The sequence below is a fragment of the Cryobacterium sp. M96 genome, from assembly GCF_002929845.1.
In the GTDB taxonomy this organism is placed as follows: domain Bacteria; phylum Actinomycetota; class Actinomycetes; order Actinomycetales; family Microbacteriaceae; genus Cryobacterium; species Cryobacterium sandaracinum.
In genome coordinates this window covers 1-19386 of the sequence record NZ_PJJS01000030.1, presented here as the reverse complement: position 1 = coordinate 19386, position 19386 = coordinate 1, and the positions used below count along the sequence as shown (strand labels likewise).

Sequence of the window (19386 nt, the reverse complement as noted above, 5' to 3'; positions counted from 1 at the left end):
GCGAGCCCCGTGACCGAATTGGCACCCTCGGCTCTCCGTCCTCAGCATCCGGTCCCCAGATCGTTGTCGGGACTGGTCGATGAATTCGAACTGTATGTGCACGGCGATGTCGATGGCCTCGAGGTCACCGGCGTGAGCCTGAGCTCCCGAACCGTTCAGCCCGGAGACCTCTATGTCGGCGTTCCCGGGCGCGCGAGTCATGGCGCGTCCTACGCCGCCGGCGCCCGCGAGTCCGGTGCGGTCGCGATTTTGACCGATGAGGCCGGGGCGGTGCTGGCCGCCGACAGCGGCCTGCCGATCCTGGTGACCCCGGACGCGCGCGCCGCGCTCGGTGCCGTCGCCGCCTGGATCTACCGCACCGACGCCAATCCGGCCACGCTCTTCTCCGTCACCGGCACCAACGGCAAGACCAGCGTGGTCTATCTCCTCTTCGCCCTGCTCAACCAACTGGGCGTCGTGGCCGGCCTCACTTCGACGGCCGAGCGCCGCATCGGCGACCTCGCCGTGGTGAGCTCGCTGACGACCCCGGAGGCAACCGAGCTGCACGCCCTCCTCTCCCGCATGCGAGAGGCCGAGGTGCGCGCCGTTGCGATCGAGGTGTCCGCCCAGGCGCTGACCCGCCACCGCGTGGACGGGCTCGTCTTCGACGTCGCCGGGTTCACGAATCTGAGTCACGACCACCTCGACGACTACGCGGGCCTCGACGAGTACTTCCAGGCCAAACTCGAGCTGTTCCAGCCCGACCGCTCCCGGCGGGGCGTCATCACGGTCGACTCCGACTGGGGCCGCCGGATCGTCGACGAGTGCCGCATCCCCGTCACCACCCTGAGCAGCAACCCGGACGTCGCCGCCGACTGGCACATGTCCATCGTCTCCGAGAGCGCGCTGTACACCGAGTTCCTGCTCGAGGGCCCCGAAGGGCGCCGCCTGCAGACCCGGGTTCCCCTGGTCGGCTGGTTCATGGCCGCCAACGCCGCCCTGGCCATCCTGATGCTGGTCGAATCCGGCTACGACCTCGAGGCGATCGCCCATTCCCTCGATCGTGACGGCGGAATCGACGTCTACATCCCCGGGCGCGCTGAGCGCATCTCCGGGGACACGGGACCGCTCGTCTACATCGACTACGGGCACAGCCCGGACGCGTTCCTGAACACCCTCGCCGCCATCCGTAAGTTCACTCCCGGCCGACTGATCATGGTCTTCGGCGCCGACGGCGACCGCGACACCACGAAACGGGCGGACATGGGGGCGATCGCTGCCCGCGGGGCGGATGTCGTCGTGATCACCGACTTCCACCCTCGGTTCGAGGACCCCGCGGCCATTCGTGCCACTCTGCTCGCTGCCGCACGGGAGGCCGTGCCCGGCGGAGAGTTCCATGAGGTGCCCGACCCCCGGACGGCGTTCCGGACGGCGCTGTCCCTAGCGAAAGAAGGCGACGCGATCTTGTATGCGGGACCCGGCCATGAAAATTACCACGAGGTTGCCGGCGTGAAGATTCCGTACTCCGCCCGGGACGATTCCCGCCAGGCGCTGCGCGATGCGGGGTGGCTGTAGATGATCGCCCTGACCCTGGGCCAGATCGCCTTGGCCGTCGACGGCACGCTCCACCTGGACGGAACCTCTCGGAGCATCGACTCCGTGACCGACGGAATGGTGCACACCGACTCGCGCGACACCGTTCCCGGCTCCATCTTCGTGGCCAAGCCCGGTGCGGTGACTGACGGCCACCTCTTCGCCCCGGCCGCCGTCGAACGCGGCGCCACCCTGCTGATCGTCGAACGACACCTTGATCTCCCCGTGGCGCAGATCGTCGTGCCGGACGCCGTGCTCGCCCTCGGCGCCCTCGCCACCGACGTCGTGGCCCGCGTGCGGGAAGCCGGCAACCTCAAGATCGTCGCCGTCACCGGATCCAACGGCAAGACCACGACGAAGAACCTGCTCCGCGCCGTGCTCGAGCGCGTCGGCCCGACCGTCGCGGCCCGCGCATCTTTCAACAACGAGGTCGGCGCGCCGCTGACCATGCTCGAACTGACCCGCGACACCCGTTTCCTGGTGGCGGAGATGGGTGCGAGCGGCGTCGGAGAGATCGCCCGGCTCATCCGGATGGCCCGTCCCGACATCGGGATCGTGCTCAAGGTCGGCCTCGCCCATGCCGGCGAATTCGGAGGCATCGAAGCCACGGTCCGCGCGAAGACCGAAATGGTCACCGAGCTGCTGGCGACGGATGTCGCCGTGCTGAATACCGACGACCCGCGCGTCGCCGGTATGGCCGCCTCCACCCGGGCCCGGATCGTCTGGTTCGGCCAGTACGGCGACGAGGGAGTGCGCGCGACCGCGGTGCACGCCTCCGCGTCCGGAACGACGTTCACGCTGCACCTGGCCTCGGGCCAGTCCCGCCCGGTGGCGTTCCAGGTGCTCGGCGAACACCATGTCATGAACGCTCTGGCCGCCGCCGCCGCCGCCGAGATCCTGGGGGTCGCGATCGACGACATCGTCTCCGCCCTCGAATCCGTGCAGACCGCCGAACGTTGGCGCATGCAGGTCATGGGCGGCCGGGACGGGGTGACCGTCATCAACGACGCCTACAACGCCAGCCCGGACTCCATGACGGCGGCGCTCAAGACCCTCGCTCAGATCGGTGTTCCCGGCCGGCGCACCATCGCGGTTCTCGGCGAGATGAGCGAGCTGGGCGAACTGGCTAGTGAGGAGCACGACCGCGTCGGGCTGCTCGCCGTGCGCCTCAACATCTCCCAGCTCATCGTGGTCGGGCGCGGCGCGCGGCGCATGCACATCAGCACCATCAACGAGGGATCCTGGGACGGGGAGTCGGCCTTCGTCGAGAATGCCGACGAGGCCTTCGACCTGCTCTGCGCCACAGTGCAACCGGGGGACACCGTGCTGGTGAAATCCTCCAATTCCGCCGGTTTGAGATTTCTGGGTGACCGTCTGGGAGAGTGGTTCGCATGAGAGCCCTTCTGATGGCGGGAGCCTTCTCCCTCGTCTTCACCCTGTCGCTGACGCCGTTGTTCATCCGGCTGTTCAAGAAACTCGGCTGGGGACAGTTCATTCGCGACGACGGCCCGCAAAGCCACCACGCCAAGCGCGGTACGGCCACCATGGGTGGCATCATCATCATCCTCGGTGCCGTGGTCAGTTATTTCTCGGCGATGTTGCTGACCGGCTCCCCGATCACGGCGTCACCGCTTCTGGTGCTGTTCATGATGGTCGGCCTCGGCATGGTCGGCTTCGTCGACGACTTCCTGAAGACGCGCAACCAGCGCAGCCTCGGTCTCGGGGGTTGGGCCAAGATCACCGGGCAGGTTCTCGTGGCCGGCACGTTCGCCATCCTCGCCATCCAGTTTCCGAACGCCAATGGCGTCACGCCGGCGTCCACCCAGATTTCCTTCCTGCGTGACCTGCCACTGGACTTCATGGCGCTGGGCAGCATCATCGGCATTTCCCTCTTCGTGCTGTGGATCTGCCTGATCGTGGCGGCCACGTCCAACGGTGTCAACGTCACGGACGGCCTCGACGGGCTCGCCACCGGGTCGTCCATCCTCTCGATCGGCGCGTTCATCGTGATCGGCTTCTGGCAGTCGAACCAGGCCCGCTTCGGGGGAGCGGATATCTCCGACCTCTACCGCGCCTACGACGTTCGGGACCCGCTCGACCTGGCCATCGTCTCTGCGGCCATCGTCGGCGGTCTGATCGGTTTCCTCTGGTGGAACACCTCGCCGGCGAAGATCTTCCTGGGTGACACCGGTTCTCTGGGTATCGGCGGTGCCCTTGCCGCCCTGGCCATCCTCAGTCGCACCGAACTGCTGCTTGTGCTGATCGGCGGCCTGTTCGTGATCGAGGCCGGATCCGTCATCGTGCAGCGCGCCTACTTCAAGGTGACCCGCGGCAAACGCATCTTCCTGATGAGCCCGATCCACCACCACTTCGAGCTGAAGGGCTGGGCCGAAGTCACCGTCGTGGTGCGTTTCTGGATCATCGGCGGCCTGCTCGTGGCGGCCGGCGTCGGAACCTTCTACCTCGAATGGCTGACCGCCGAGTGACCGGTCGACACTCGGACGACGCCGAGCCCACTGCAGCGGATGCCGCACGCCTTGACGCCCTGACGAGCTGGCACGCCGACTGGTCCGGCCTGCGCGTGGCCGTGCTCGGTCTGGGCGTCACGGGTTTCGCGGCCGCCGATACCCTCGCCGAGCTGGGAGCCGATGTGCTCGTTGTGGCCAGCGATGCTCCAGCCGATACCATCCGCCTGCTCGACGTGATCGGGGCGCAACTGGTGCAGGCCGCGCCCGGCGTCGTTCCGCATGAACTGACCCGGCACCGGCCGGAGGTTCTGATTGCCTCGCCCGGCTACCACCCCGACCACGCCCTGCTGCTCTGGGCCGCGCAGGCCGAGGTTCCGGTCTGGGGTGACATCGAACTGGCCTGGCGCCTGCGGGACAAGGTTGGTCCGGCGGCCGAGTGGATCCTCGTCACCGGCACCAACGGCAAGACCACGACCGTGCAGCTGACGGCGACCATGCTCGCCGCCGCCGGGTTGCGAGTCGCTCCCTGCGGCAACATCGGCGTGCCCGTGCTCGACGCCGTGCGAGACCCGCAGGGCTGGGACGTGCTCGTGGTCGAGCTCTCCAGCTACCAGCTGCACCACCTGCCCCGCACCGGCCCCGGCGCTTTGGTGCCGTACTCCAGCGTCTGCCTCAACATCGCCGATGACCACCTCGACTGGCACGGTTCGGCCGAGGCCTATCGCGATGCGAAGGCCACCGTCTACGCCAATACCCAGGTGGCCTGTGTCTACAACAAGGCGGATGTCGCAACCATGCGCATGGTCGAGGACGCCGACGTGCAGGAGGGAGCCCGTGCGATCGGCTTCGGCCTCGGCGCGCCGGGACCCAGCGACTTCGGCATCGTCGAGGGCATCCTCTGTGACCGCGCGTTCCACGAGGACCGGTTTGAGACCGCGATCGAGATCACCACCGCGACGGAGCTCCGGGCGCGCGGTCTGAGTGCACCGCACCTGGTGGCCGATATCCTCGCCGCCAGCGCCCTTGCCCGGTCGTTCGGCGTCGCACCCGGCGTCATCCACGACGCGCTCGAGGGGTTCCAACTCGACGCCCATCGCATCGAGATCGTGGCCGAGTCCGCGGGGATTCGCTGGATCGACGACTCGAAGGCCACCAATCCCCATGCGGCGGATGCCTCCCTCACGGCATTCGAGACCGTTGTCTGGCTGGTCGGCGGACTGCTCAAGGGCGTGGACGTCGACGATTTGGTGGCCCGGCACGTCAGCCACCTGCGCGGGGCCGTGATCATCGGAGCCGACCGCTCCGTGTTACGGGACGCATTCGCGCGACACGCGCCGGAGCTGCCGGTGTTCGAGATCGACGCCGACGACACTGGTCAGGTGATGCCCGGGGCGGTCCGCCTCGCGGCCGGTCTCGCAGAAACCGGCGACGTCGTGCTGCTGGCCCCGGCCGCGGCGTCTATGGACCAGTTCACCGACTACGCCCAGCGGGGCCGGTTGTTCGCAGAAGCCGTACGGGACCACCTGGGAGGTGAGGCGGATGAAGACTCCGCCTCGAACCCCGGCGCCTAGGCAGGCCGCGCCCGTCGCCTCCACCCGAATTCATTTCGGCCGGGTGTTCAAGGCCGAGTCCGCGAGCTATTTCCTGCTGCTCGGCACGACCCTGTTCCTCGTCGTGTTCGGCCTGGTCATGGTGCTGTCGTCTTCCTCGGTCGACTCCTACCTGGAGAACACCGGCTTCTTCGGCACCGTCCTGCGCCAGGGGGGATTCGCGCTGATCGGCGTTCCGGTGATGCTGATGATCAGCCACCTGCCGCTGAAGTTCTGGCGGCGTGTGGCGTGGCCGTTGCTCATCGTCGCCTGTCTCCTGCAATGCCTGGTCGTGTTCACGCCGCTGGGCGTCGAGGTGGCCGGCAACACCAACTGGCTGTCGGTCGGCGGAGTCCAGTTCCAGCCCTCCGAGGCGATCAAACTCGCCCTCGTCGTCTGGCTGGGCATGATCCTGTCGCAGAAGGAGAAACGGCTCGACGACTGGCGCCACGTGTACATTCCGGTTTTCGGCGTGGGCGGCGGCGCCGTGCTGCTCGTGCTCATCGGCGGTGACCTCGGAACCGTCCTGATCATGGCCGGTATCCTCTTCGGAGCCCTGTTCTTCGCCGGCGTTCGACTGCGCCTCCTGGCAGTGCCTCTCGGCGCCGGGGTCGTGCTCGCGGTTCTGATGGCATTGACGAGCACGAACCGGATGACGCGCATCCTGAGCTTCATGGGAGCCGGCTGCGAAGAGCTCGACGGCCCCATCTCGGCACCCTGCTGGCAGCCGCTGCACGGCACCTGGGCACTCGCTAACGGCGGGATCTTCGGCGTCGGGCTCGGCAACTCCAAAGCGAAGTGGTCCTGGCTGCCCGCGGCCGACAACGACTACATCTTCGCCATCGTCGGCGAAGAACTCGGACTGATCGGGGCCATCGTCGTCCTATTCATGTTCATCCTGCTGGCCTTCGCGTTCCTGCGCATCATGCGCACCAGCACGAGCCTGCAGGCCCGCGTGTCGACGGCCGCCGTGCTCGTCTGGCTGATCGGCCAGGCCTTCGTCAACATCGGCGTGGTCCTGGGCGTGTTCCCGGTGCTGGGTGTTCCGCTCCCGTTGGTGTCCGCCGGCGGCACCGCCCTGCTCACGACCCTCGGTGCGATCGGCATCGTGCTCTCATTCACCCGGGGCGACCACGCGGAGCCGCCACGACGCACCGCCATGTCGACCGACACGTCAGGAGCCCGAGAGTGACCACCTATCTGCTGGCCGGGGGCGGAACCGCCGGCCACGTGAACCCGTTGCTGGCCGTCGCCGACACCATCATGAGCCGGGAACCGGATGCGACAGTCATCGTTCTCGGCACCAGGGAGGGCCTCGAGGCCCGCCTGGTGCCGGCCCGCGGCTACGAGCTCGTCTTCGTTCCCCGACTGCCTTTCCCACGCCGGCCGAACCGACAGGCCCTCTCCTTTTTGCCACGGCTGAACCGTGCCATTGGCGACGTGGCCGATCTGATCCGGTTCCGCACGGTCGACGTCGTCGTCGGGTTCGGCGGCTACGTCTCGACCCCGGCCTACTTCGCGGCACGCCGGGCGGGGGTGCCGATCGTCATCCACGAGGCCAATTTCCGGGCCGGGCTGGCCAACCGGCTCGGCGCCTGGTTCACCCGCCATGTCGCGGTGGCCTTTCTCGGCACCCGGATCCGCCACCCGACCGTCGTCGGGATGCCGCTGCGACCCGAGATTGCCGAGCTTGACCGGGCTCAGGCGCGCCCGGAGGCCTTGGCGTTCTTCGGCCTCGACGCCGACCGCCCCACCCTGCTGGTCACCGGCGGATCCCTGGGCGCTCGGCGCCTGAACAACACCATCGCTTCCTCGGCTCCCGGTCTGATCAGGGCCGGCTGGCAGGTGCTGCACATCACCGGTGAGAAGTCGGAGGTGACAGACCCAGGTCTGCACCACTACCGCCTGATCTCCTACTGCGACCGGATGGACCTGGCGCTGTCCGCGGCGGACTTCGCGGTGTCCCGGGCCGGCGCCGGAACCGTGTGCGAACTCAGCGCCCTCGGCATCCCGGCCGTCTACGTGCCGTACCCCGTCGGCAACGGCGAGCAGCGCTTCAACGCGGCGGACGTCGTGCGCGCCGGCGGCGGGATCCTCGTCGACGATGCGGACTTCGTGCCGAACTGGGTGCAGCACGAGCTCGTTCCCGTGCTCACCGACCGGGAGCGCGTGCGCCGGATGGGCGTCGCGGCGGCATCCGTCGGGGGACTCGACGGCTCGGTGCGAATGACCGACTTCATCCACGCCGCCCTCGCCTGATCACAGCGGCTAACGTTGTTCCAGCACCAGAACACCAGCACCGAACGCACACCAGCATTCGTCTCCGACTGAGAAGAGCCAGCAACCGTGATCAAGCCCGACCTGAACCTCACCATTCCCCGTGACCTCGGCACGGTGCATTTCGTGGGCATCGGCGGCTCCGGGATGAGTGGGATCGCACGGCTGTTCCTCGCCGCCGGGCATACCGTGACCGGCTCGGATGTGCGCGAGTCCGACAACGTGCTCGCCCTGCGCGAGCTGGGAGCCCACATCGCGATCGGCCACGCCGCTGAGAATGTCGGCGAAGCCGACAGCCTCGTCGTCACGGGGGCACTCTGGCAGGACAACCCGGAATACGTGCTGGCGAACGAACGCGGCCTCCCCGTGCTGCACCGCTCCCAGGCGCTTGCCTGGCTGATCGAGAAGCACCGCCTCGTCGCCGTCGCGGGCGCCCACGGCAAGACCACCTCGACCGGCATGATCGTGACCGGCCTGCTCGGCCTGGGAACGCATCCCAGCTTCGTCAATGGCGGTGTGATCGAATCGCTCGGCGTGTCGGCCGGCGCGGGCACCGACGACCTCTTCGTGGTCGAAGCCGACGAGTCGGACGGCTCGTTCCTGCTCTACAACACGGCCGTCGCCCTGGTCACCAACGTCGACCCTGACCACCTCGACCACTACGGTTCGCTCGAGGCCTTCGAGGCCGCGTTCGTCGAATTCGCACAGAACGCGACCGAGTTCGTGGTCATCTCCTCCGACGACGCCGGCGCGGTCAGCGTGACGGGCAAGCTCGCCGGCAAACGGGTCATCACCTTCGGCGAGGACGCCGCGGCCGACGTGCGCGTGCACTCGGTCGTCACCGACGGACCGGTACGTTTCGGCGTGGCCTGGGCCGGAAGCGATTACTTCGCCACCCTCCGAATCCCAGGTCGGCACAACGCCATCAACGCCGCCGGCGCCTTCGCGGTGCTCGTCGGCCTCGGTTTCGCCCCGGAGGCGTCCCTGGCCGCCATCTCGGGTTTTGGCGGCACCGAGCGCCGCTTCGAATTGCACGGCACCGTGGGTGGGGTCAGCGTCTACGACGACTACGCCCACCACCCCACCGAGGTGGCCGCGGCGTTGTCCGCCGCCCGCACGGTGGTCGGCCGCGGCCGGATCATCGCCGTGCATCAGCCGCACCTCTACAGCCGCACTCGGCTGTTCGCCCAGGAATTCGCCCAGACGCTTGAGGAGAAGGCGGACCAGACCGTCGTCCTCGGCGTGTACGGCGCCCGAGAAGACCCGGAGCCCGGCGTGACCGGCGCCCTCGTTTCCGAACGGTTCACGGATGCCGGCAAGGTCGTCTACGTGCCCGACTGGCAGGAGGCCGCCGACTACGTCGCCTCGATCGCCCGGGACGGCGACTTCGTCGTCACCCTCGGCTGCGGCGACGTCTACCGGATCGTTCCCCAGCTGCTCGCCTCGCTCACGCAGGCGCGCGGATGACCCGCCGACGATCATGAAGCGGCCCGAGGGCTACGACCGCCCGCCGGCAGGCGCTGAGCGGACCGGCGGGCCGAAGACGACCGCCGCGAAGAGCGCCGGGGCGAAGCCAGCCGCAGCGAAGACAGCCCGTCCCAAGCCGGGAGGACGCCAGTCGAGCGGTCACAGCGACCACACGAATACCGAGCCGATCACGCTTCCCGCCGCCGACACGATCGCACCCGTGTCCCGGCTGCGGGCGCCGGACTCTTCCCCTTCGTCCGCGTTCGCACCCACGGAGCCCCGCGACTCTGCGCTGACTCCGGCCGGGGCCAGACGCAAGCTCCGGGCCGCCCGTCGTGCCCGCAAACTCTATGAACGGGAGGAGGTGCGCCGCTTCACCTGGCGCTCCCGTCGGCGGCGCAACGTCTGGCTGGCGGCGCTCGGCACCCTGGCCGCGCTCGTCGCCTTCGTGCTCGTCGGCACCTTCTCGCCCCTGATGGCGCTTCGCACCATTGAGGTCGTCGGGGCGAACCGGGTACCCTCCGAGAAGATCCGATCGGCCCTCGACGACCAGCTGGGCACGCCGTTGCCGCTCGTGGACTTCGACGCGGTGCAAAAGGAGCTGTCCGCCTTCACCCTGATCCAGAGCTACGTCACCGAGAGCCGTCCGCCGAACACCCTCGTCGTGCGCGTCGTCGAGAGGGAGCCCGTCGGCGCCCTCGTGACCGAGTCCGGGTTCGACCTGGTCGACGCGGCCGGGGTAGTGATCCAGAGCAGCGCGGAGCGCCCCGCCGGGTACGCCACGATCGATGCGCGGGCCGGGGTCGGCAGTGCCGGCTTCCGGGCGGCGGCTGCCGTGATCGCGGCCCTGCCGGCAGACATCCGTTCCACCCTCGACACCGTCACCGCCGCCACCACGGACGACGTCACCCTCACGCTCGTGGGCGGCGCGCGCGTTGTGTGGGGGAGTGCGGAGAAGTCGGACTTCAAGGCGGTCGTGCTCGCGGCCCTGATCGTGAGCCACCCGGTCGGCAGCGTCGGCGAGTACGACGTGTCTTCCCCGGATAGCGCCGTTCTCCGCTGAGATCTTGGTTGGATCTTCGCGACACGCGGGCGCGCCTCCCCGAGCCTGTTCGGCTGGCGCATAACTTTCTAAGCAGGAATTGCATACTCAGCATAACTTTAAACTTCGACAAGAGGTTTAGGGTTCCACCGGAGGCCGGACGTGTCAACAACAAATCAGAACTACCTCGCAGTCATCAAGGTTGTTGGAATCGGTGGCGGCGGTGTCAACGCCGTCAACCGCATGATCGAGCTCGGCCTCCGCGGAGTCGAGTTCATCGCCATCAACACGGATGCCCAGGCGCTGTTGATGAGCGACGCCGACGTCAAACTCGACGTGGGCCGCGATCTCACCCGCGGCCTGGGCGCCGGCGCCGACCCTGAGGTCGGCCGCCGCGCCGCCGAGGATCACGCCGAAGAAATCGAAGAGGCTCTGGCCGGCGCGGACATGGTCTTCGTCACGGCCGGCGAGGGTGGTGGAACGGGCACCGGCGGTGCGCCGGTCGTCGCCCGCATCGCCAAGTCCATCGGCGCGCTCACCATCGGTGTCGTCACCAAACCCTTCGGCTTCGAGGGCAAGCGCCGCCAGGCTCAGGCCGAGGCCGGCGTCGCCTCCCTCAAGAACGAGGTCGACACCCTCATCGTCGTGCCGAACGACCGCCTGCTGGAGATCAGCGACCGCGGAATCAGCATGCTCGAGGCCTTCGCCACGGCTGACCAGGTGCTCCTGGCCGGCGTGCAGGGCATCACCGACCTGATCACCACCCCCGGTCTGATCAACCTCGACTTCGCCGACGTCAAGTCGGTCATGCAGGGTGCCGGCTCCGCGCTGATGGGTATCGGCTCGTCCCGCGGCGCGGACCGAGCCATCAAGGCGGCCGAACTCGCCGTTGCGTCCCCGCTGCTCGAGGCCTCGATCGACGGCGCCCATGGCGTGCTGCTCTCGATCCAGGGTGGCTCCAACCTCGGAATTTTCGAGATCAACGACGCCGCTCGCCTCGTGCAGGAAGCCGTGCACCCGGAAGCCAACATCATCTTCGGTGCCGTCATCGACGACACCCTGGGTGACGAGGTGCGGGTTACCGTCATCGCTGCCGGATTCGACGGCGGTGAGCCCGGTGCCAAGGCGGTCGAGGTGCGCCGCGCAGACCTGGTCGCCGCCGGTGTCGCGGTCGGCGCGGGCGTGGGCACGGCGGGTGCTGCGGCGGTCGGCGCGACCGACTCGGCTCCCTACACGGATGCCGCGGCCTCGTCGGTCTGGTCCGGCGTCGAGCCCGGTGCGGCAGTGGCCGACCCGGCCTTCGAGGAAGACCCGGACGACCTGGACATCCCGGACTTCCTCAAGTAGTGCCGCAGGCAGCGAGAATGCCGATGGCAACCAGATGAGTGAGTCGGTCAGGCCCGGGGCCGGTGGCCTCGCGGAACGGTTGACCGCCGTTCAGGGTGGGATCGTCGCCGCGGCTGCCGCCGCCGGGCGCGACCCGGCGGAGCTCACCACGATCGTCGTGACCAAGTTCCAGCCCGTCTCGCTCCTCCAGGAACTTGCCGCCCTCGGCGTGCGCAACTTCGGGGAAAGCCGCCACCAGGAAGCCCAGGCCAAGGCCGCCGAGCTCCTCCAGCTCGACCTCACCTGGCATTTCGTGGGCCAGGTGCAGGGGAAGAAGGCCCGGCAGGTGCGGGCCTACGCCGACGTCATCCACTCCGTGGATCGAGCATCACTGGTCGATGCATTGGCGTCGGAGGATTCGGTCGTCGACTGCTTCGTGCAGGTGAACCTCACGGATGACCCGTCTCGCGGCGGAGTCGCTCCGGGGGAGCTGCCCAAGCTCGTCGAGCACGTGCTCTCCACGGCCGGACTGCGGCTGATCGGGCTGATGGCGGTGGCCCCGCTCGGTGCCGAACCGCGCCCATCCTTCGCCCGGGTTCGCGAACTGAGCGAGCAGATTCAGCAGTTCGCGCCGAACGCGAAATCCTTGTCCATGGGCATGTCCCAGGACTACGCGGAGGCGATCATCGAAGGGGCGACACACCTTCGAATTGGCACAGCAATCACCGGGAATCGCCCGGTATCCGGTTAATCTGGACAAGAAGAATCACCAACACGGAGGTCGAGATGTCCAACCCGCTCAAGAAAACCATGGTTTACCTGGGTCTGGCAGACGAGGAACTCGAGTACGAGGCGCCCACTGCTGCGCCCGCATCGACGGCCACTCACTCGACGGCGACCGGCGCTGCGGCATCGAAGTCCGCTGCTCCCCACTCCGCCCCGAATTCCTCGCACGCCGCGTCGTCCGCGTCGTCGTCACACACCGCCGGCGCACCCGCCTCGGCCGGTCGCGCATCGGTGACACCGCTGCGCAAGACCTCCGCTCCGAAGAATGTGGCTGCCTCAGACATGAATGAAATCCTCACCGTCCACCCGCGTCAGTATAAGGACGCTCAGGTGATCGCGGAGTCCTTCCGCGATGGAATCCCGGTCATCATCAACCTGTCTCAGATGAGCGACGCCGATGCGCGCCGCCTGATCGACTTCGCCAGCGGTCTGTCCCAGGGTCTGTACGGGAAGATCGAGCGCGTCACGGCGAAGGTCTTCCTGCTTTCCCCGTCCCACGTTGTCGTGTCCGGCGACAATGCCGCGGAGGACTCCGATGCCGAGGCGTCCTTCTTCGCGCAGTCGTAGTTACCGCCGTGTTTGCCGTCAGCCTGATCGGTGCGATCGCCTACTACGCCCTCCTGCTCTACTTCTTCGTGATGTGGGGTCGGTTCATCATCGACCTCGTACGCAGTGTCAACCGGTCTTGGCGGCCGCAGGGCCCCCTGCTCGTCGTGATCGAGTTGGCCTATTCCCTGACCGACCCGCCGATCAAGTTCTTCCGCCGGCTCCTGCCGCCGCTTCGAGTCGGCCCGATCGCCTTCGACTTCGGCTGGAGCATCACCATGCTCTGCGTCATCGTCGGCATGTCGATCACCGGGCTCATGCGCTGACCGATACCTCGCGCCCCGGACTGGGCATGTATTCTTGTCCGACGGCGTGCCGGGCTGACGCGGTCTGACTACGCGTCGGACCTTGATAGCGTTAGTTGAACGCAAACACAATGTTCGCAACTCGAGTTTTAAGGGTGGAAAGCCATGGCGCTAACTCCGGAAGATGTAGTCAACAAGCGGTTCCAGTCGACTAAGTTCCGCGAAGGATACGATCAGGACGAGGTCGATGACTTCCTCGACGAGGTCGTCGTTGAACTTCGCCGACTGACTGCGGAAAACGAGGAGCTCAAGGCTCGCGTCAGCTCTGGCGGCGCAGCGGAGGTCGCACCGGCGCCCGAGGCCGTCGCGGAGCCCGTCGTGGCTCCCGCCGTCGTGGCCGCACCGGTTGTCGCCGGGCCCATCGACGAGACCGCCGGCACGACTAACCTTCTCCAGCTGGCTCGTCGCCTGCACGAGGAGCATGTCAAGGAGGGTGCCGAGAAGCGCGATGCACTTATCGCCGAAGGCCACGCCACCGCAGCCCGTCTCGTCGCCGAGGCCGAAGCCAAGCAGCGCGCGCAACTCAGCATTCTCGACCAGGAGCGCTCCGTCCTCGAGACCAAGATCGACGATCTGCGCACCTTCGAGCGCGAGTACCGCCAGAAGCTGAAGAGCTACATCGAGACCCAGCTGCGCGACCTCGACGCCACGTCGCCGGTCGAGTCGAGCAACGCTTCGAAGTCGAGCTTCCAGAGCTTTGGCGCCTAAGGTTCGAACGAAGAAGCGCCCCGGTGCGTTGATCCTCCTGGCCGTCGTGGCCCTGGGGATTTACGCTCTGGATCAAATCAGTAAGTACCTCATCGTCAGCAGACTGACCGAGGGTGACATCGTCCGGGTTCTGGGAGACGTGCTGCAAATGCACTTCGTCCGGAACCCGGGCGCTGCCTTTTCCCTGGCAGCCGGCATGACGTGGATCTTCTCGATCATCGCCGTGGCCGTGGTGGTGCTCATCGTCTGGTTCGCCGGGCGCATCCGCTCTTTGGCCTGGTCTGTCGTCTTCGGGCTCCTGCTCGGCGGCGTGCTCGGCAACCTGACCGACCGGCTGCTGAGGGAGCCGTCCTTCGGCCTCGGTCACGTGATCGACTTCATTTCCACGCCCTGGCTGATCCCCGCCATCTACAACGTGGCGGACATGGCGATCGTGTCGAGCATGATCATCTTCATGTATCTGACCATTCGCGGAATCGGCCTTGACGGTCGCCGCACCGACGCCTCGGACCCGTCCGAATCCACCCCCACCCAGATAGCATCCTGATTCTCGCCATGGAAACACGCTCCCTTCCTCTTCCGGACGGACTCGCCGGAGTCCGCGTCGACGCCGGCATCGCCAAGCTCTTCGGCTTCTCGCGCAGCTTCGCGGCCGAAGTCTGCGAGGCCGGCGGAGTCACGTTGGACGGGGTCGTGGCCGGTAAATCCGACCGGTTGCACGGCGGTGCGTGGCTGGAGGTGTCCTGGCAGCCCAAGGAGGCCCTGGCGATCGTGCCCATCCCAGTGCCGGATCTCACGATCGTGCACGACGACGAGAGCATCGTGGTCATCAACAAGCCGTCCGGGGTGGCCGCGCATCCGAGTGTGGGCTGGACCGGTCCCACCGTGGTCGGCGCGCTCTCCGCGGCCGGCTACCGCATCGCCACCTCCGGGGCCAGCGAGCGGGCCGGGATCGTGCACCGCCTCGACGTGGGTACCAGCGGTCTGATGGTCGTCGCCAAGTCGGAGACCGCGTACACGGCGCTCAAGCGCGCCTTCCACGACCGCGAGGTCGAGAAGATCTACCACTCCGTCGTTCAGGGTCACCCCGATCCGAGCACGGGCACGATCGACGCGCCGATCGGGCGCCACCCGCGGTCGGACTGGAAGTTCGCGGTCATCGCCGGCGGCAAGGATTCCGTCACGCACTACGAGACGCTCGAGGCCTTCCCCTCGGCGTCACTGGTGGAGGTGCACCTGGAGACAGGGCGCACACATCAGATCCGGGTGCACATGGCCGCCCAGCGACATCCGTGCGTGGGTGACGCCATGTACGGCGCGGATCCCTCGATCACGGCGCGCCTCGGCCTGACCCGCCAGTGGCTGCACGCCAAGCAGCTGGCGTTCCACCACCCGGACACTCGGGAGTGGGTCACCTTTACCACCGACTACCCGGCCGACCTCGCGCACGCCCTCGACGTGCTGCGCGACGCCTGACGCGTAGCGCCTAATTACAACACCTCGGAGCCGTTTTGTCCTCTCAGAATAAGTCGGGTGGATCGACAGATTCCTTCGTGCACCTGCACGTGCATAGCGAGTACTCGATGCTCGACGGCGCGGCGCGGGTCAAACCGCTGATCAACGCGGCCATCGAGCAGGGGATGCCGGCGGTCGCCATCACCGACCACGGCAACGTGTTCGGTGCGTTCGATTTCTGGCGAACCGCGACGGAGGCCGGCATCAAGCCGATCATCGGCACCGAGGCGTACATCACCCCCGGAACCAACCGGCGAGACAAGACCCGGGTGCGCTGGGGAACCAGCGGTCAGAACCGTGACGACGTCGGTGGCGCCGGTTCGTACACGCACATGACGCTGCTCTCGGAGACTACGGCCGGTATGCACAACCTGTTCCGGCTGTCGTCCAAGGCCAGCCTGGAGGGGTACTACTTCAAGCCCCGGATGGACCGGGAACTGCTCGCCGAGTTCTCGGGCGGGTTGATCGGCACGACCGGGTGCGTGGGCGGCGAAGTGCAGACCCGCCTGCGCCTCGGCCAGTACGACGAGGCGAAGAAGGCGGCCGGGGAATTCCAGGACATCTTCGGCAAGGAGAACTTCTTCTGCGAGATCATGGACCACGGCATCGACATCGAGCGCCGCACCATGACCGACCTGCTCAAACTCGCCGGCGAACTCAAACTGCCGCTCGTGGCCAGCAACGATCTGCACTACACCCACGCCCACGACGCGACCGCCCATGCGGCCCTGCTCTGCGTGCAGTCGGCCTCGACCCTCGACGACCCGAACCGCTTCAAGTTCGACTCGAACGAGTTCTACCTGAAGACCGCAGCGCAGATGCGGCATCTCTTCCGCGAGCACCCGGAATCCTGCGACAACACGCTGCTGATCGCCGAACGCTGCCAGGTGGAGTTCAACACCAAGGCCAACTACATGCCCCGGTTCCCCTGCCCGGAGGGGGAGAACGAGGAGAGCTGGTTCGTCAAGGAGAACGAGATCGGGCTGGCCAAGCGCTACCCGAACGGCATCCCGGACGATGTGCGCAAACGAGCCGACTATGAGATCGGCATCATCATCCAGATGGGCTTCCCCGGCTACTTCCTCGTCGTGGCCGACTTCATTATGTGGGCCAGACAGCAGGGCATCCGGGTAGGTCCCGGCCGTGGGTCGGGCGCCGGTTCGATGGTCGCCTACGCCATGGGCATCACCGACCTGGACCCGCTCGTGCACGGGCTGATCTTCGAGCGGTTCCTGAACCCTGACCGCGTCTCCATGCCCGACTTCGACGTGGACTTCGACGAGCGTCGCCGCGGCGAGGTCATCCACTACGTGACCGAGAAGTACGGCGAGGAGCGCGTCGCCCAGATCGTCACCTACGGCACGATCAAGGCCAAGCAGGCCCTCAAGGATGCGTCCCGGGTGCTCGGCTTCCCCTTCGGTATGGGGGACAAGCTCACCAAGGCCATGCCGCCGGCGATCATGGGCAAGGACGTGCCCCTGACCGGCATGTTCGACAAGGACCACGCGCGCTACCGCGAGGCCGCCGATTTCCGCGCCGTGATCGAGTCCGACCCCGAGGCCCGCACCGTCTTCGACACCGCCCTCGGCCTGGAGAACCTCAAGCGTCAGTGGGGCGTGCACGCCGCCGGGGTGATCATGAGCTCCGACCCGCTGATCGACATCATCCCGATCATGAAGCGTGAAGCGGATGGCCAGGTCGTCACCCAATTCGACTACCCGGCCTCTGAGGCCCTCGGCCTGATCAAGATGGACTTCCTGGGATTGCGCAACCTCACCATCATCGACGACACCCTCGACAACATCGCCGTGAACCGCGGGCACCGGCCCGTACTCGAAGAGTTGGGGCTCGAAGACCCGGCCGCCTACGAACTGCTCGCCCGTGGCGATACCCTCGGGGTGTTCCAACTCGACGGCGGGCCCATGCGATCGCTGCTTCGCCTGATGAAACCCGACAATTTCGAAGACATCTCGGCCGTCATCGCGCTGTACCGGCCCGGCCCCATGGGTGCCAACTCACACACCAACTACGCGCTGCGGAAGACCGGCCAGCAGGAGATCATCCCGATCCACCCGGAGCTCGAGGAGGCGCTGGCCGACGTCATCGGCACCACCTACGGCCTGATCGTGTACCAGGAGCAGGTCATGTCGATCGCGCAGAAGCTGGCCGGGTTCTCTCTCGGCCAGGCCGATCTGCTGCGCCGCGCGATGGGCAAGAAGAAGAAGTCGGAGCTGGACAAGCAGTTCGAGGGCTTCTCCGGCGGCATGGTCGCCAACGGCTACTCCATGGAGGCGGTGAAAACCGTCTGGGACATTTTGCTGCCGTTCTCCGACTACGCCTTCAACAAGGCGCACTCGGCTGCCTACGGGGTGCTCTCGTACTGGACCGCGTACCTCAAGGCGAAGTACCCGGCCGAGTACATGGCCGCGCTGCTGACCAGCGTCGGCGACTCCCGCGACAAGCTCGCGCTGTACCTGAACGAGTGCCGCCGGATGGGCATCCAGGTTCTGCCGCCCGACGTGAATGAATCGATCGGGTACTTCGCGGCCGTGGGCACGGACATCCGTTTCGGGCTCGGCGCGGTGCGCAACGTGGGATTCAACGTGGTCGACGCGATCCGCGCCGCCCGCACCGAGAAGGGCGCGTTCGAGTCGTTCCACGACTTCCTGCGCAAGGTGCCGATCCCGGTGGCGAACAAGCGCACGGTCGAGTCCTTGATCAAGGCCGGCGCATTCGACTCGCTCGGCGCGACCCGCCGGGCCATGTTCGAGATCCACGAAGCCGCGGTCGAATCCGCCGTCAAGATCAAGCGCGACGAGCAGCACGGCATGGTCGGCTTCGACTTCGACAGCCTCTTCGACGACCCGCAAGAGAGCGAGCAGGTTCCCGACCGTCCCGAATGGAGCAAGAAGGAGAAGCTCGCGCTCGAACGCGACATGCTCGGGCTCTACGTCTCCGACCATCCGCTGGCCGGGCTAGAGCTCCCGCTGGCCAAGCACGCCAGCACGACCATCGTGGACCTGGTGGGATCGGAGCAGACGCAGGATGCCGACACCGTCACCATCGCCGGGCTGATCACCAGCGTGCAGCACCGGATCGCGAAGAAGTCGGGCAACCAATACGGCATCATCCAGGTCGAGGATTTCGGTGGGGAGATCGCCGTGATGTTCATGGGCAAGGCCTATCAGGAGTTCTCGTCCGACCTGGTCAGCGACTCGGTCGTGGTCGTGCGGGGCCGGGTGAGCCTGCGCGACGATGGCATGAACCTGCACGCGTACAGCATTTTCGCGCCCGAACTCGGCTTGGCCTCGGACACCGGCACGCTGACCGTCACGCTGGCAGAATCCCGGGCCACGACCGACACTGTGACGGCGCTGGGCGAAGTCATCACCCGCCACATCGGCAGCTCCGAGGTGCGGATCAAGCTGGTGAAGGGCCATACGGCGCGAGTGTTCGAGCTGCCCCATCATGTGAAGATCAGCGCCGACCTGTTCGGGGAGCTCAAGAGCCTGCTCGGGCCGAACTGCCTGACCTAAAGGAGCGAGTCCTGGCCGACCGCTGGTGTCGCCCTCGGCAAGTCAGAGCTGACGGCACGCCGTGGACGCTGTTCCTCACCCGTGACGCGAAGTGCCCGGTGTCGAACCAATTCGACGGAGATTCTGGCTCTCCTGCTGCTTCCGTGGGTTAATCCCGGCCGGGGAGCACTGGTTTGTGGCCGCCGAGGC

The 19386-nt window shown here is 67.1% G+C and carries 16 protein-coding genes; all 16 read left to right on the top strand.

Going from position 1 to position 19386, the window contains the following annotated elements:
• Positions 1–9 precede the first annotated feature (9 nt).
• The 16 genes from CXY79_RS02175 to dnaE all read left to right on the top strand — a co-directional run bounded on the left by CXY79_RS02175 (position 10) and on the right by dnaE (position 19197).
• Positions 10–1554, top strand: a complete 1545-nt coding sequence (locus CXY79_RS02175; protein ID WP_104099525.1) for a Mur ligase family protein — start codon at positions 10–12, stop codon at positions 1552–1554.
• A complete protein-coding gene (gene murF, locus CXY79_RS02170; RefSeq protein ID WP_104099524.1) occupies positions 1555–2967 on the top strand; it encodes a UDP-N-acetylmuramoyl-tripeptide--D-alanyl-D-alanine ligase in 1413 nt (470 codons plus the stop codon).
• A complete protein-coding gene (mraY, locus tag CXY79_RS02165; RefSeq protein WP_104099523.1) occupies positions 2964–4058 on the top strand; it encodes a phospho-N-acetylmuramoyl-pentapeptide-transferase in 1095 nt (364 codons plus the stop codon). The genes murF and mraY overlap by 4 nt, the downstream gene beginning before the upstream one ends.
• Positions 4040–5611: a UDP-N-acetylmuramoyl-L-alanine--D-glutamate ligase gene (gene murD / locus CXY79_RS02160; RefSeq protein WP_104099522.1), complete on the top strand. Its 1572-nt coding sequence runs from the start codon at positions 4040–4042 to the stop codon at positions 5609–5611. Before mraY ends, murD begins: the two co-directional genes overlap by 19 nt.
• A complete protein-coding gene (gene ftsW / locus CXY79_RS02155) occupies positions 5580–6821 on the top strand; it encodes a putative lipid II flippase FtsW (RefSeq protein WP_104099521.1) in 1242 nt (413 codons plus the stop codon). The genes murD and ftsW overlap by 32 nt, the downstream gene beginning before the upstream one ends.
• Positions 6818–7888: a glycosyltransferase gene (locus CXY79_RS02150; RefSeq protein WP_104099520.1), complete on the top strand. Its 1071-nt coding sequence runs from the start codon at positions 6818–6820 to the stop codon at positions 7886–7888. Before ftsW ends, CXY79_RS02150 begins: the two co-directional genes overlap by 4 nt.
• Positions 7889–7975: 87 nt before the next feature.
• Positions 7976–9373 carry a UDP-N-acetylmuramate--L-alanine ligase gene (gene murC, locus CXY79_RS02145; RefSeq protein ID WP_104099519.1) on the top strand — a complete coding sequence of 466 codons (1398 nt, stop codon included), beginning with the start codon at positions 7976–7978 and terminating at the stop codon, positions 9371–9373.
• Positions 9374–9386: 13 nt separating this feature from the next.
• Complete coding sequence (locus CXY79_RS02140) at positions 9387–10436, top strand: FtsQ-type POTRA domain-containing protein (protein WP_104099518.1); 1050 nt, start codon at positions 9387–9389, stop codon at positions 10434–10436.
• A 141-nt stretch (positions 10437–10577) separates the two neighbouring features.
• Positions 10578–11762, top strand: coding sequence for a cell division protein FtsZ (gene ftsZ / locus CXY79_RS02135; RefSeq protein WP_104099517.1), 1185 nt, complete (start codon positions 10578–10580; stop codon positions 11760–11762).
• Positions 11763–11796: 34 nt separating this feature from the next.
• The gene (locus CXY79_RS02130; protein ID WP_104099516.1) at positions 11797–12492 is read left to right on the top strand and encodes a YggS family pyridoxal phosphate-dependent enzyme; all 696 of its coding nucleotides are present in this window, start codon (positions 11797–11799) and stop codon (positions 12490–12492) included.
• 35 nt (positions 12493–12527) lie between these two features.
• The gene (locus tag CXY79_RS02125; protein ID WP_104099515.1) at positions 12528–13094 is read left to right on the top strand and encodes a cell division protein SepF; all 567 of its coding nucleotides are present in this window, start codon (positions 12528–12530) and stop codon (positions 13092–13094) included.
• Between the two features lie 8 nt (positions 13095–13102).
• Positions 13103–13399 (top strand): YggT family protein, encoded by a 297-nt coding sequence (locus CXY79_RS02120; protein ID WP_104099514.1) that lies wholly within the window; start codon positions 13103–13105, stop codon positions 13397–13399.
• A gap of 144 nt (positions 13400–13543) precedes the next feature.
• Positions 13544–14146, top strand: a complete 603-nt coding sequence (locus CXY79_RS02115; RefSeq protein ID WP_104099513.1) for a DivIVA domain-containing protein — start codon at positions 13544–13546, stop codon at positions 14144–14146.
• Positions 14136–14693, top strand: a complete 558-nt coding sequence (gene lspA / locus CXY79_RS02110) for a signal peptidase II (RefSeq protein ID WP_233191149.1) — start codon at positions 14136–14138, stop codon at positions 14691–14693. The genes CXY79_RS02115 and lspA overlap by 11 nt, the downstream gene beginning before the upstream one ends.
• Positions 14694–14701: 8 nt before the next feature.
• Complete coding sequence (locus CXY79_RS02105; RefSeq protein WP_104099511.1) at positions 14702–15622, top strand: RluA family pseudouridine synthase; 921 nt, start codon at positions 14702–14704, stop codon at positions 15620–15622.
• Positions 15623–15729: 107 nt separating this feature from the next.
• Entirely contained in the window at positions 15730–19197 is a 3468-nt protein-coding gene (gene dnaE / locus CXY79_RS02100) for a DNA polymerase III subunit alpha (RefSeq protein WP_104099546.1), read from the top strand.
• Positions 19198–19386: the final 189 nt, after the last annotated feature.

Coding starts and splice junctions, on each gene's coding strand:
- murF (WP_104099524.1), top strand. CDS start 1,555: ATGATCGCCCTGACCCTGGGCCAGATCGCCTTGGCCGTCGACGGCACG.
- mraY (WP_104099523.1), top strand. CDS start 2,964: ATGAGAGCCCTTCTGATGGCGGGAGCCTTCTCCCTCGTCTTCACCCTG.
- murD (WP_104099522.1), top strand. CDS start 4,040: ATGGCTGACCGCCGAGTGACCGGTCGACACTCGGACGACGCCGAGCCC.
- ftsW (WP_104099521.1), top strand. CDS start 5,580: ATGAAGACTCCGCCTCGAACCCCGGCGCCTAGGCAGGCCGCGCCCGTC.
- CXY79_RS02140 (WP_104099518.1), top strand. CDS start 9,387: ATGAAGCGGCCCGAGGGCTACGACCGCCCGCCGGCAGGCGCTGAGCGG.
- CXY79_RS02130 (WP_104099516.1), top strand. CDS start 11,797: ATGAGTGAGTCGGTCAGGCCCGGGGCCGGTGGCCTCGCGGAACGGTTG.
- CXY79_RS02125 (WP_104099515.1), top strand. CDS start 12,528: ATGTCCAACCCGCTCAAGAAAACCATGGTTTACCTGGGTCTGGCAGAC.
- CXY79_RS02115 (WP_104099513.1), top strand. CDS start 13,544: ATGGCGCTAACTCCGGAAGATGTAGTCAACAAGCGGTTCCAGTCGACT.
- CXY79_RS02105 (WP_104099511.1), top strand. CDS start 14,702: ATGGAAACACGCTCCCTTCCTCTTCCGGACGGACTCGCCGGAGTCCGC.
- dnaE (WP_104099546.1), top strand. CDS start 15,730: ATGCTCGACGGCGCGGCGCGGGTCAAACCGCTGATCAACGCGGCCATC.